13 protein-coding genes are annotated in these 12859 nt (G+C 37.6%); 11 read left to right on the top strand and 2 right to left on the bottom strand.

All coding sequences use genetic code 11. The features are described from left to right. Positions 1-4 precede the first annotated feature (4 nt). From BCR25_RS13515 to BCR25_RS13480, 8 genes are all read left to right on the top strand, one after another. Positions 5-922: a F0F1 ATP synthase subunit gamma gene (locus BCR25_RS13515; protein WP_069664111.1), complete on the top strand. Its 918-nt coding sequence runs from the start codon at positions 5-7 to the stop codon at positions 920-922. Between the two features lie 49 nt (positions 923-971). After that, a complete protein-coding gene (gene atpD, locus BCR25_RS13510) occupies positions 972-2378 on the top strand; it encodes a F0F1 ATP synthase subunit beta (protein ID WP_069664110.1) in 1407 nt (468 codons plus the stop codon). A 15-nt stretch (positions 2379-2393) separates the two neighbouring features. Next, positions 2394-2813 (top strand): F0F1 ATP synthase subunit epsilon, encoded by a 420-nt coding sequence (locus BCR25_RS13505; protein ID WP_069664109.1) that lies wholly within the window; start codon positions 2394-2396, stop codon positions 2811-2813. Positions 2814-3147: 334 nt separating this feature from the next. After that, positions 3148-3384 carry a DUF1146 family protein gene (locus BCR25_RS13500; protein ID WP_069664108.1) on the top strand — a complete coding sequence of 79 codons (237 nt, stop codon included), beginning with the start codon at positions 3148-3150 and terminating at the stop codon, positions 3382-3384. 105 nt (positions 3385-3489) lie between these two features. Beyond that, the gene (gene murA, locus BCR25_RS13495) at positions 3490-4788 is read left to right on the top strand and encodes a UDP-N-acetylglucosamine 1-carboxyvinyltransferase (protein ID WP_069664107.1); all 1299 of its coding nucleotides are present in this window, start codon (positions 3490-3492) and stop codon (positions 4786-4788) included. 14 nt (positions 4789-4802) lie between these two features. Beyond that, positions 4803-4982 (top strand): DNA-directed RNA polymerase subunit beta, encoded by a 180-nt coding sequence (locus BCR25_RS13490; RefSeq protein ID WP_069664106.1) that lies wholly within the window; start codon positions 4803-4805, stop codon positions 4980-4982. Positions 4983-5146: 164 nt separating this feature from the next. Continuing rightward, positions 5147-5509, top strand: coding sequence for a PTS glucitol/sorbitol transporter subunit IIA (locus BCR25_RS13485; RefSeq protein ID WP_069664105.1), 363 nt, complete (start codon positions 5147-5149; stop codon positions 5507-5509). Between the two features lie 4 nt (positions 5510-5513). Continuing rightward, positions 5514-6695: an AI-2E family transporter gene (locus BCR25_RS13480; RefSeq protein ID WP_069664104.1), complete on the top strand. Its 1182-nt coding sequence runs from the start codon at positions 5514-5516 to the stop codon at positions 6693-6695. Positions 6696-6980: 285 nt separating this feature from the next. Here BCR25_RS13480 and BCR25_RS13475 read toward each other — a convergent pair whose 3' ends face one another. Together BCR25_RS13475 and BCR25_RS13470 are read right to left on the bottom strand one after the other, a co-directional pair. After that, a complete protein-coding gene (locus BCR25_RS13475; protein ID WP_069664103.1) occupies positions 6981-7601 on the bottom strand; it encodes an FMN-dependent NADH-azoreductase in 621 nt (206 codons plus the stop codon). A 168-nt stretch (positions 7602-7769) separates the two neighbouring features. Next, the gene (locus BCR25_RS13470; RefSeq protein ID WP_069664102.1) at positions 7770-8057 is read right to left on the bottom strand and encodes a rhodanese-like domain-containing protein; all 288 of its coding nucleotides are present in this window, start codon (positions 8055-8057) and stop codon (positions 7770-7772) included. Between the two features lie 281 nt (positions 8058-8338). On the opposite strand from BCR25_RS13470, the gene licT reads away from it, so the two are divergent. From licT to BCR25_RS13455, 3 genes are all read left to right on the top strand, one after another. Further along, positions 8339-9178 (top strand): BglG family transcription antiterminator LicT, encoded by an 840-nt coding sequence (gene licT / locus BCR25_RS13465; RefSeq protein ID WP_069664101.1) that lies wholly within the window; start codon positions 8339-8341, stop codon positions 9176-9178. A 237-nt stretch (positions 9179-9415) separates the two neighbouring features. After that, the gene (locus BCR25_RS13460) at positions 9416-11296 is read left to right on the top strand and encodes a beta-glucoside-specific PTS transporter subunit IIABC (RefSeq protein ID WP_069664100.1); all 1881 of its coding nucleotides are present in this window, start codon (positions 9416-9418) and stop codon (positions 11294-11296) included. A gap of 82 nt (positions 11297-11378) precedes the next feature. Then, on the top strand, positions 11379-12827 hold the full coding sequence (locus BCR25_RS13455; RefSeq protein WP_069664099.1) for a glycoside hydrolase family 1 protein: 1449 nt from the start codon (positions 11379-11381) through the stop codon (positions 12825-12827). Positions 12828-12859 lie beyond the last annotated feature (32 nt).

Raw genomic sequence — 12859 nt, 5'->3', positions numbered from 1 at the left:
GGAAATGGGTGCTTCATTAAATGAAATCAAACAACGCATAGCCTCAACGAAGAAAACGAGTCAGATCACTAACGCGATGCAAATGGTTTCAGGTGCAAAACTGACCAAGTCAGAAGCCGCTTCTCGAAGTTTTCAAGAATATGCGTCAAAAATCCGTTCGATCGTTACTCATCTTGTTGCAGCTCAATTGAAGGATCTTGAAGATCTGGATAATTACGGTTCTGATGATACTGCAGAGTTACATTATCACATGATGTTAAAAGCACGTCCCGTAAAAAAGACAGGCTACATCGTCATTACTTCTGATAAAGGATTAGTTGGCGGCTATAATAGCTCGATATTAAAACAAACGATGAAAATGATGGGCGATGACCACGAATCTCAAGAAGAGTTTGTGTTGATCGCTATCGGCGGAACCGGAGCAGATTTCTTTAAAGCTCGCGGCATTAATGTAGCTTATGAATTGCGCGGATTAACAGATCAACCTAGTTTTGATGAGGTAAGAAAAATCGTTTCTACTGCAACAACGATGTATGAAAATGAAGTGTTTGACGAATTATACGTTTGCTATAATCACCATATCAATTCATTAACAAGTCAATTCCGAGTAGAAAAAATGCTGCCGATTTCAGATTTAGATCCCGAAGAAGCGACAACCTATGAACAAGAATATATTTTGGAACCTTCCAAAGAAGCGATTCTTGATAATTTGTTGCCGCAGTATGCGGAAAGTTTGATTTATGGCGCGATCATTGATGCGAAAACTGCAGAACATGCTGCCGGTATGACAGCAATGAAAACTGCAACTGACAATGCGCAAAATATCATTAGTGATTTAACGATTTCTTATAATCGTGCTCGACAAGGGGCCATCACTCAAGAAATTACAGAAATTGTTGCTGGTGCAGCTGCACTAGAATAAGAAAGACAGGTTTTAAGATGACCTCTATAAACGAAACGGAGGAAAAGACATGAGTTCAGGAAAGATTGTTGAAGTTATTGGTCCCGTTGTAGACGTGGAGTTTTCACTAGATCAATCCTTACCAGATATAAATAATGCATTGGTCGTTTATAAAAATGGCGAACAAAAACAAAAAGTTGTATTAGAAGTTGCTTTAGAATTAGGAGACGGTGTAATCCGTTCGATCGCTATGGAATCTACAGACGGTCTGCAGCGTGGAATGGAAGTTATCGACACTGGAAAACCTATTTCAGTTCCTGTTGGGAAAGAAACACTAGGTCGAGTATTCAACGTTTTAGGAGATACGATCGACTTAGAAGCACCTTTTCCAGAAGAAGCTGAACGTAGTGGTATTCACAAAAAAGCACCTGCTTTTGAGGAATTAAGCACAAGTAATGAAATTTTAGAAACTGGAATCAAAGTAATCGATTTGCTAGCACCTTATTTAAAAGGTGGGAAAGTTGGACTTTTCGGCGGTGCCGGTGTTGGTAAAACTGTTTTGATTCAAGAATTGATTCATAATATCGCACAAGAACATGGAGGTATCTCTGTGTTTACCGGTGTAGGTGAGCGGACACGTGAAGGAAACGACCTTTATTTTGAAATGAAAGACTCTGGTGTTATCGAAAAAACTGCCATGGTTTTTGGTCAAATGAATGAGCCACCAGGCGCACGTATGCGTGTAGCATTGACAGGCTTAACAATTGCGGAATATTTCCGTGATGTAGAAGGACAAGATGTATTGCTCTTTATCGATAATATCTTCCGCTTCACTCAAGCAGGTTCTGAAGTATCTGCCTTGTTAGGACGTATGCCTTCTGCCGTTGGCTACCAACCAACGCTGGCAACAGAAATGGGACAATTACAAGAACGGATTACATCGACGAAAAAAGGCTCGATCACTTCGATTCAAGCAATCTATGTACCCGCCGATGACTATACGGATCCGGCTCCAGCAACGGCCTTTGCCCATTTAGATGCTACAACCAACTTGGAACGTCGTTTGACTGAACAAGGGATTTATCCCGCTGTTGATCCATTAGCTTCTTCTTCAAGTGCGTTGGCACCAGAGATTGTAGGGGAAGAGCATTATGCTGTTGCTACAGAAGTACAGCATGTCCTTCAACGTTACCGTGAATTACAAGATATCATCGCTATCCTAGGGATGGATGAATTGTCAGATCAAGAAAAAATTCTTGTTGGACGTGCGCGTCGGATTCAATTCTTCTTATCACAAAACTTTAATGTAGCAGAACAATTTACTGGACAACCAGGTTCATACGTTCCTGTTGCAGAAACAGTAAAAGGATTTAGAGAAATTCTTGATGGAAAATACGACGATCTACCAGAGGAAGCTTTCCGAAGCGTCGGTAAAATCGAAGATGTCGTTGAAAAAGCGAAAACGTTGAACTACTAGAAGGAGGGAACACAGATGGACTGTTTGACTGTAAATGTGGTTACTCCCGATGGTTTAGTTTATGATCACCGAGCAACAATCGTCGTAGCTAAAACAACGGACGGTGAAATTGGTATTTTGCCAAAACATGCGCCGATCATTGTTCCTTTAGCGATCGATGAGGTTCGAGTGAAAAGAACCGATTCCGATACTCACGTCGACTGGATCGCAGTCAATGGTGGTATCATGGAAGTTCGTGATGATATTATCTCGATCATCGCTGATAGTGCAGAACGCGAAAGAGACATTGATGTTAGTCGGGCAGAACGTGCAAAACAACGTGCTGAACGCATGATCGAAAAAGCGAAGGAAAATTCAAACACAGATGAATTACGCCGCGCAACGGTTGCGCTGCATCGTGCAATCAATCGGATCAATGTATCAAAACATACGTAAAATTTAAGCGGCTAGGACGAATGGTCAACTCTAAGTGAATGCTAGAGTTACCATGCGCCTAACGCTTTTTTTTTGTGAAAAACGCCCTCATCTATGTTATTAAAAAGAAAATTTATCATAGAAATAAGAAACATTATTTTTTGTTTTTGATTATTTGTGATAAACTTATTTTATTACCTCGTTTTATGAAGTGATTTTTATAGAACAAGGCTGGAGTGTTCAAAAGAACCATGTTGTTTTTAGGAACAGATAGTTTTTTCCACTATTATGGTTCACTGGCTTTAAGAGTCAGTGGTGAGCAACTTGTTTTGGTTTTATGATAAAGGAGAAAGATATGCAATTTTATGGTATTGATGCTTTGATTCGAATCATTTGTCATATGATGTTTATTTATGTGAGTTTTTGGGCGATGCAGTCCATTCGGATCGAACAGTTTTTTAAAGCTCATCAAACGAATCAAGTTCGGTTACTAGTCGTACTTTTTTCAATTGCGATTGGGTTTACAGTAAGTTCATTTTTTTTGGAATTTCTTGCGTTATGTCGTAACTTATTTAGCGTATTTTTCCAATAAAGCTAGATACTGAAAAGAAAAGGTACTAATTTTTATAAAATAGTGGTATAATAGAAAAGATTTTGGATTGAGACATCCAACTCTAACTTTTTTGGGGGGAACAAAATGGAACAAATTATTGTTCATGGTGGTAACCAATTAAAAGGAACTGTGAAGATCGAAGGGGCTAAAAATGCGGTATTACCTATTTTAGCTGCAACCTTATTAGCGGAAGAAGGAACAACAACTTTAAATAATGTGCCGATCCTTTCTGACGTATTTACAATGAATCAAGTAATTAAACACTTAAATGTAGATGTAGATTTTAATGAAGACTTGAACCAAGTGACCATAGATGCAACAAAACCGTTAGGCATCGAAGCAAATTATGAATATGTTAGTCAGATGAGAGCCTCAATCGTCGTTATGGGTCCATTGTTAGCTCGTAATGGTCACGCTAAAGTGGCAATGCCAGGTGGCTGTGCAATCGGCAAACGACCAATTGATTTGCATTTAAAAGGATTTCAAGCATTAGGTGCGACGATCATCCAAAAAAATGGCTACATCGAAGCTATTGCAGATGAATTGATTGGTAACACGATTTATTTAGATTTCCCAAGTGTGGGAGCAACTCAAAATATCATGATGGCTGCCGTTAAGGCAAAAGGCATGACCGTGATCGAAAATGTTGCCAGAGAACCAGAAATCGTTGATTTGGCAAACGTTCTTAATAAAATGGGCGCTAAGATCTTTGGTGCTGGTACTGAAACGATGCGTATCGAAGGCGTAGACAAACTTCATGCAGTGGAGCATTCGATCGTACAAGATCGTATCGAAGCGGGTACGTTCATGGTTGCTGCTGCGATGACACAAGGAAATGTGTTGATCGAAGAAGCCATTCCAGAGCATAATCGTCCATTGATTTCTAAATTGACTGAAATGGGTGCTGTGATTCGTGAAGAAAAGGGTGGACTACGTGTGGTTGGTCCAGAAGTAATCAAACCAACAGATGTTAAAACCTTACCTCACCCTGGTTTTCCAACAGACATGCAAGCACAAATGACAGCAATGCAAATGGTTGCTGATGGATCAAGCGTGATTACTGAAACTGTTTTTGAAAATCGTTTCCAACATTTAGAAGAAATGCAACGAATGAATGCTGATGTGAAGATCGATGGCAATGTTGCGATCATCAATGGTACACAAGCATTACAAGGGGCTGCAGTTGAAGCAACCGATTTACGTGCAGCAGCGGCATTGATTTTAGTTGGATTGCGAGCAGAAGGAATCACACGTGTATCACATTTAGAATATTTAGACCGTGGTTATTATAAATTCCATGAAAAACTTCAAAAACTTGGAGCCAAAGTGGAACGCGTAGACGACGAAAAAGTAGTTGAAAAAACACTTTCTGCAATTAGTTAAAAGGGGAAAAAGATATGAGTTCGACACGCTATATTATAGTGACTTTGTTGAAAGTTTTAGTAGTGATTTCTTTAGTGATTATTTTATTTGTGGCCGGCACAATGATTGGTTACGGAGTAATTGGCGGAGGAAATCCAAAAGATGTGTTCAAAGAAGAAATTTGGACTCATATTCTAGACTTTTTTAAATCATAATTTATAATCATCACAAGCAGTTTATTTGTTTGTGGTGATTTTTTCATTTTGCAATTAAGTGAACGAATAGAAGACAGTGTGGACTTTGACTCAAATTATTGAATCAGAAAAAATGTTCTATGTTATAATTAAGAGTGACTAATAGGTGAAAGGGAGAGAATACAATGAAAGCTGTAGTTACTGAAATAGGTGCCAAAGCACTAGATGAAAAAGAACCGATGATCATTCTGTTTGGCGAGAGTGCAACAGAAGGACTGAAAGAATATTCCGTGATTCAAAAGTTTCAAGATGCCCCATCATTAACCATGAAAGAGGGCGATACACTTAAGATAGACGGACAAGAATATACGATTCGTCATGTGGGTTCATTCGCTAATGATAATTTAAAGAGTATTTCTCATGTGACATTGGTTTTTGCTGATGTTCCCAAGGAGGATGCGATTGTTAATGGCTTGTATCTTACTCCTAAAACCTTGCCAACGATTCAAGTTGGCTCAGAAATCGAATACGTGTCTTCAGGAGTGTGAGTAAATGAGTGATGAAAAAGAAAAAGAGAAACGATTTTCATGGTTCTGGCGTTGGTTTTTAAATAATCAAGTCGTTACCGCTTTGTTGATCGTGTTACTGATTTTATTGATTATTTTAGTTTTTACCAAAGTATCATATTTGTTTACGCCTGTATGGCAGTTTATTGCTGTTGTGGGCTTGCCGTTGATTATGGCGGGCATTCTTTATTATTTGATGAATCCAGTCGTTGATTATCTTGAAAAGAAGAAAATCCCCCGAATTTGGAGCATCATTGGGTTATTTATTCTGGTAGTTGCCTTGATCATTTGGGGGATCGTTGTGATCGTTCCAAAAATTCAAGAGCAGACGATTAGTTTTGGTAATCATTTTCCTCAATATATCGATACGATCGATAAGAAGATGCAGGAAATCTTAAGTGACCCATTCTTTGAACAATTCCGGACACAATTAGAGGATATGGGCGATAAATTGACCAGTTCTTTAGGCGATATTATTCGTAATATTTCTACGTTTACTGTGCAGGGCTTAGGTAGTTTTGTGGGGGCGGTTGCTACGGTAGTCGTTGCTATTGTGACCATGCCGTTTATCTTGTTCTATCTTTTGAAAGATGGTAAACAGTTAGCACCTTACTTAATGAAGTTTTTACCAAATAGAATGCGCAAGCCTACATTGAAAGTGTTGGTTGAAGTAAATGAACAGGTCTCTTCTTACATTCGTGGGCAGTTGACAGTCGCTTTTGCCGTTGCTGTGATGTTTATTTTAGGCTTTTCATTTATTGGTCTTGATTATGCGATCACGTTAGGTATAACGGCTGGTTTCTTGAATTTGATTCCTTATTTAGGTTCATTTTTAGCAATGATCCCAGCTATTTTCTTGGGCATTGTTGGCGGACCAGTATTATTAGTGAAAGTATTAGTGGTGTTTGTCATTGAGCAAACGATCGAAGGACGAGTGATTTCTCCGCTTGTTTTGGGAAGTCAATTAGATATCCATCCTGTAACCATTTTGGTAGTGCTGTTGACCTCAGGAAAGTTGTTTGGTGTTGTTGGCGTGATTTTAGGAATTCCAGTATACGCAGCAGCCAAAGTTATTATTACACATGTATTCGAGTGGTATAAAAACGTATCTAGCTTGTATCATGAAGATGGGTCAATTAAACAAGAGGAAGAGAATCCTCCGTCATAAGAGATTGAGAAAGCCCAGTCTGTAAAATGAAAAAGGAATATAAGATCGTTTTTTAGATATGCTTTTTCATGTTTAGCAGGAAACTTGTTTGATTGATGGTCTATTTTTAAATACAAAAGCACACGCCTGTATGATTGGATTCCTTCCACTCACTCAGGTATGTGCTTTTTATGTACCTTAAAATCAAAAAAAACTCTAAAGAAACAGCGAGAAAAAAGCCACTCTTTCGGAGCTAAATGCTTTTTTCTCGCTGTCTTTTATGGAATTCTATAATGGCTCTTGCTATTAAAAAGTTTTTCCATAAGTGGTTGCTTGATTCATAGCGGTTGCTAATAATTCTTCTGCTTTATCAGGATAGTGGTCGATTCCTTCGATGAATAATTGATCCACTTGAGAAACGCCAATGAAGTTTAAGATGCCTTTTACATATTGAGAAGCAAAATCTTGTCCTTCATAAAAACCGCCATTTGATTGAATGTGTAAGGCTTTTTTACCTTCAGTTAATGGTTTTGGTCCTTCTTCAGTATATTTAAATGTTTTACCAGCAACATTGATTGTGTCGACCCATGCTTTAAGACGTGTTGGAACGTTTAAATTCCATAACGCATTTGCGATAACTACTTTATCTGCTGCTAAAAATTGATCCGTCAATTCGTTGAAGCGAGCAACTTTTGTTTGTTGGTTTTCATTTAATGCGGTGAATTCTGTACCAGTACGCAATGCGCCCCAACCAGACAATAATTCTTCATCGATCTCTGGAACGTAATCAGCGTAGACATCTAGTACATCGATTTCGTCCGCTGGATTTTCAGCTTTATAGCTTTCTAAAAATGTTTCTAACGCACGAACTGAGCGTGATTCTTCTTTTGTAAGCGGATGTGCTTTAACAACTAATAATTTTGACATGTAAAATCTCCTTTAAATACCGAAGTATCATTATTTATAAGCAATCTTATTTTACTAATAAAAAGTAAGAAAAGCAATGTTTTTGTGCAACTTATATAAAAAATATTTTATATAGTTCTCTAAAATAAAAAAGTATCCAGCGCAAGAAACGTCTGGATACTAAAAAAACTACAGTGAGAGGGAGTCCATTCCTCCAATAACGTGGACTGCATGATAGCCTTTAGCAGTCATAAAAGCTGCGATCGTTTCAGAACGACGGCCGCCATTACTAATGATATGATAGGTTTTGTCTTTATCGAGTTGATCTAACATATTCGGTAAAACCGTCGCTGGTAATGAAATCGAATGGGCTAAGTGTTTTTGTAAGAAAGCGTCTGTTTCGCGAATATCGATGACATTAAGTTCGTCTTCATTATAAAGAGTTGTAAAATCTAACACTGACATTGATTCAAACATGATTGACATCCTTTAAACGTATTTTTAATTCTCTGGAAAGGATTGTAACGCCATTTTCTAGATTTTGCAACCTGTCTTTGACAGTTTTTAATAGTTGTCTAAAAAATAGATGAGTAGATTTTTCTTTGAAAAGGGTTGCATCTAATTTAAATTAATGTTATGCTATGCATGCACTAAGGATTGTTACTGTTCGGCAGGCAAAACCTGAATCGTCCGTAATTGATTGTAATGGGCAGATTCTAGGTTTTTTTCATTTGTATTTGTAAAAGGTGAGGTTCATTATGTATATTGAGAAAATTTTAAACAACAATGTCGTTATGACAAAAAATGAATCAGGTGAAGAAATTGTCTGTATGGGCCGAGGACTAGCGTTTCAGAAAAAGATTGGTGATTTGATTGATCCGACTTTTATTGAAAAAGAATTCGTTTTGAAGGATTCTGTCACATCGGGACAATTCCAACAACTGTTTGCAGATATTCCACTGGAAGAAGTGGAAATCGTTAAAAAAATCGTCGATATGGCGGAGGCAGATTTAGGGATCGAACTTTCCTCTAATATTTATTTAACATTGACTGATCATATTCACTATGCGATCATGCGGGCAAAAGAGGGACTTGAAATGCCTAACCCTTTGATGTTCGAGACGAAAAAGTTTTATCCTAAAGAATTCGCGATTGCGAAAAAAGGTGTTGCTTTGATCAAAGAAAAGCTAGCAGTTGATTTTTCAGAAAGTGAAGCTGGATTTATTGCTTTTCACATCGTTAACAGTGAACAGGCCAATGGCAACATGGAAGTAACCATGTCAGCAACCGAAATGGTCCGTGATATCTTGACAATCATTAGTCGTTATTTTGGGAAACCCTTTGATGAAGATTCATTGAACTACCAAAGGATTGTAACGCATTTACAATATTTCGCACAGCGTTATCTGCAAAATGAAGCCCATGATGAAGAAGACGATTTTTTATATGAATTGATTCAAAGTAAGTATCCTAAAGCATTTCAATCGGTTCAACGAATCAATGATTATCTTGTAAAAACATATCAAAAACCAATTGATAAAGCAGAACAAATTTATCTGACCATACATATCCAACGAGTGGTTGGAGATAAAAAGTAATACACAAATAACTCATTTATATTCAATCGTAGCGGATTGTTACTGATTAGCAGGCAAAACCTAGATTGAAAAAACAAACGATTCATCTATACGCATATTTCAACACGTGTAGACGAATATTGTTTTTTCAGTTTAGGTTTTTTTATATAAAAAAATCAAACAGCGGATATAGTGTTATTGTATTCATTTCATGGAAACATGTATCCACCTGATAAATAGGAAAAGGAGAAGAAAAACATGAGTAAAAATCAAGAAATTGCTGAACGCGTTTTATCGATGGTCGGCGGAGAAGAAAATGTAAATAGTGTGGTTCATTGTGCAACACGCTTACGTTTCAAATTAAAAGATGAGGAAAAGGCAGAAACGGATAAACTGAATCAAGATCCAGATGTGATTCAAGTTGTTCGAAGTGGTGGACAATACCAAGTGGTTATTGGCAGTCATGTTAGCGATGTCTATAAAGAATTGATGGCACACAGCGGTTTAGGTGAAGATAGTGGAGAAAAAGAGCAAGGACCGAAAGGGAATGTTTTTAATCAATTGATCGATATTATTTCTTCTATATTTACGCCTTTCTTAGGTGCAATGGCTGGAGCAGGGGTTTTAAAGGGATTCCTTTCACTGGCTCTTACATTAAATTGGGTAGCTGAAACTGACGGTATTTACGTAGTATTATTCTCAATTGCAGATGGCATTTTTACTTATTTACCAATTTTATTGGCATTTACAGCTGCTAAGAAATTTAATACGAATCAGTTTTTAGCTGTTTGTTTGGCTATGGCGTTGGTACATCCGACAATCAATGGATTGGGCGGCGAAACCTTAAGCTTTTTGGGAATACCTGTGATTATTGGTCAAATGGGCTACGTATCCTCTGTAATTCCGATCATTTTAGCGGTATATGTACAAAGCTATGTTGAAAAATTCTTTAAAAAAATTGTCCCGTCATTTTTACAGATTATCTTTGTTCCACTAGGTGTATTTTTAGTAATGGCACCAGTTACATTTATTGCAATTGGTCCTATTGGAACAGTAATTGGGGATTTTCTTGGAAAAGGGTATAATGGTATTTATGGATTTAGTCCTTTGATTGCCGGAGCTGTTATGGGTGGTTTATGGCAAGTTTTTGTAATGTTTGGGATGCACTGGGGCTTTGTTCCAATTATGATGTTGAACTTGTCGCCAGCAGGCGGAGGTGTTGATACATTGATGCCATTGTTGATTCCAGCTGTTATTTCACAAGGCGGTGCAACTTTAGCTGTTTTCTTTATGACAAAAGATGTTAAATTAAAAGGGTTGGCATTATCATCAACGGTTACATCACTTTTTGGTATTACTGAGCCTGCGGTTTATGGTGTTACACTACCATTGAAAAAGCCTTTTATTGCAGCATGTGTTGGTGGAGCAATCGGTTCGGCTTTTGTAGGTTTCAGTCAAGTAAAAAATTATTCATTTGGATTAGCTACATTGTTTAGCTTACCTAACTTTATTCCAAAAGACACTAAAAGTATGGCGGGCGTTATTGCAGCAATTATTGGTATCGTTATTGCGTTTGTTGTAGCTTTTGTACTTACTTTCATTTTAAAATTTGACGATAAAACAAAATCGGCAAATGAAACTAGTTCAACTAATAGTTTAGAAATAAAAAATGACAATAAAAAAGATAAAATTGTTTTAACAAGTCCCTTAACAGGTACGATCGTTCCGTTGAATAAGGTAGAGGATCAAGTGTTTTCATCAGGTGCTTTAGGGAAAGGGATTGCCGTAGAACCTACAGTTGGTGAACTTTATGCGCCCGCTGATGGAGAGATCACAACTTTATTCCCGACAGGACACGCTGTGGGGATCACAACTGCTGATGGTGCTGAAGTTTTAATGCACATTGGTATGGATACTGTTGAAATGGATGGAGACGGCTTTGAAATTCTTGCAAAACAAGGAAACAAAGTAAAACAAGGAGATCTATTGATCCGCTTTGATATTGATAAAATTAAAGCAGCTGGTCATCCAATCGTTACACCGATCGTTGTAACAAACAGTGGAGATTTTCTAGACGTATTGGACATGGAGCAGACAGATGTATTGCATGGAGAAGACTTTTTAGCTATTGTACGTTGATTTAAAAAAGATACTATTTTTTGATTTTTGTTAGAATCCTTTGCAGAGAGTCTGCGAAGGTTAAAATAAGGAGGAAAATCGTATGTCAATTAAAGCTACAGCATTTCCAGAAGGTTTTTTATGGGGCGGAGCTACAGCGGCCAATCAATTAGAAGGAGCGTATCTTTCTGATGGAAAAGGATTGTCTGTTGCAGATGCAATGCCGGGCGGTAAACATCGTTTCCAAGTTTTAGGTAGTGATACATTTAATTGGGAAATCGATGAAGATAAATACATTTATCCTAATCATCGCGGGATCGATCATTATCATCGGTTTAAAGAGGACATTGCCCTTTTTGCAAAGATGGGCTTTAAAAGTTACCGTTTCTCTATTGCTTGGGCAAGAATTTTTCCTAAAGGAGACGAAGTGACGCCGAATGAAGCGGGGCTAGCGTTTTATGATCAAGTGATCGATGAATGTTTAAAACATGATATTGAACCAGTTGTGACTATCTCTCATTATGAAATGCCTTTGCATTTAGCAAAAGAATATGGCGGCTGGAAAAATCGTCAACTGATCGGTTTCTTTGAAAACTATGCCAAAGTTGTACTGAATCGTTATGGTAAAAAAGTCAAATATTGGATGACATTCAATGAAATCAACTCTGCTTTTCATTTCCCAGCTCTTAGTCAAGGAATGGTCAAAGCAACTGGTGCAGGCGATTATCAAAATGTTTTCCAAGCATGGCATAATCAATTTGTAGCTAGTGCAAAAGCAGTCAAAATCGGCCATGAAATCAATCCAGATATGCAAATTGGTTGTATGATCATTTATGCAACAACGTATAGTATCGATGCAAATCCAGTTAATCAAATGGCGACTCTTGCTCAAAATCAAGAATTTAATTTCTACTGTACAGATGCACAAGTTCGTGGAGAATATCCAGCTTATCAACAACGAATGTTCGAAAAGTATGGTGTGTCAGAGTTAGAAATCGGACCAGATGATTTAGACTTAATGAAGAAGTATACCGTTGACTATATCGGTTTCAGTTACTATATGTCATCAGCAGTCAACGAAACTGCCGAAGAAGAGGACACAGTAGTTGGTAACTTGCTTGGTGGTGTGCGTAATCCATTCTTAGAAGCAAGTGAATGGGGCTGGCAGATCGATCCAGAAGGGTTGAGAATTGCTTTAAATGAATTATATGACCGTTACCAAAAACCATTGTTCATCGTTGAAAATGGACTAGGTGCAATCGATAAAGTAGATGAAAACTTTTACGTTGAGGATGATTACCGTATCGACTATTTACGTCGACACATCGAAGCTATGACAGATGCGATAAAAGATGGTGTTGATTTAATGGGCTACACTCCTTGGGGCTGTATCGATCTAGTCAGTGCTTCAACTGGAGAAATGAGCAAACGCTATGGCTTCATCTATGTAGATTTAGATGATAATGGCGAAGGTACTTTAAATCGCTATGAGAAAAAATCATTTAACTGGTACAAAAAAGTAATTGAAACAAACGGACAAGATTTAAGCTAAGTCAATCAACAGCTCTCCGTCACTTTTTAGTG

The organism is Enterococcus termitis (assembly GCF_001730305.1).
GTDB classification, from domain to species: Bacteria; Bacillota; Bacilli; order Lactobacillales; family Enterococcaceae; genus Enterococcus_L; species Enterococcus_L termitis.
The sequence above is the reverse complement of the archived record's forward strand: the minus strand, read 5'-3'. Positions and strand labels throughout refer to the sequence as shown.

Excerpts from the sequence above, each read along its gene's own strand:
- BCR25_RS13515 (WP_069664111.1), top strand. The coding sequence starts at position 5 with ATGGGTGCTTCATTAAATGAAATCAAACAACGCATAGCCTCAACGAAG.
- atpD (WP_069664110.1), top strand. The coding sequence starts at position 972 with ATGAGTTCAGGAAAGATTGTTGAAGTTATTGGTCCCGTTGTAGACGTG.
- BCR25_RS13505 (WP_069664109.1), top strand. The coding sequence starts at position 2,394 with ATGGACTGTTTGACTGTAAATGTGGTTACTCCCGATGGTTTAGTTTAT.
- BCR25_RS13500 (WP_069664108.1), top strand. The coding sequence starts at position 3,148 with ATGCAATTTTATGGTATTGATGCTTTGATTCGAATCATTTGTCATATG.
- murA (WP_069664107.1), top strand. The coding sequence starts at position 3,490 with ATGGAACAAATTATTGTTCATGGTGGTAACCAATTAAAAGGAACTGTG.
- BCR25_RS13490 (WP_069664106.1), top strand. The coding sequence starts at position 4,803 with ATGAGTTCGACACGCTATATTATAGTGACTTTGTTGAAAGTTTTAGTA.
- BCR25_RS13485 (WP_069664105.1), top strand. The coding sequence starts at position 5,147 with ATGAAAGCTGTAGTTACTGAAATAGGTGCCAAAGCACTAGATGAAAAA.
- BCR25_RS13480 (WP_069664104.1), top strand. The coding sequence starts at position 5,514 with ATGAGTGATGAAAAAGAAAAAGAGAAACGATTTTCATGGTTCTGGCGT.
- BCR25_RS13475 (WP_069664103.1), bottom strand. The coding sequence starts at position 7,601 with ATGTCAAAATTATTAGTTGTTAAAGCACATCCGCTTACAAAAGAAGAA.
- BCR25_RS13470 (WP_069664102.1), bottom strand. The coding sequence starts at position 8,057 with ATGTTTGAATCAATGTCAGTGTTAGATTTTACAACTCTTTATAATGAA.
- licT (WP_069664101.1), top strand. The coding sequence starts at position 8,339 with ATGTATATTGAGAAAATTTTAAACAACAATGTCGTTATGACAAAAAAT.
- BCR25_RS13460 (WP_069664100.1), top strand. The coding sequence starts at position 9,416 with ATGAGTAAAAATCAAGAAATTGCTGAACGCGTTTTATCGATGGTCGGC.
- BCR25_RS13455 (WP_069664099.1), top strand. The coding sequence starts at position 11,379 with ATGTCAATTAAAGCTACAGCATTTCCAGAAGGTTTTTTATGGGGCGGA.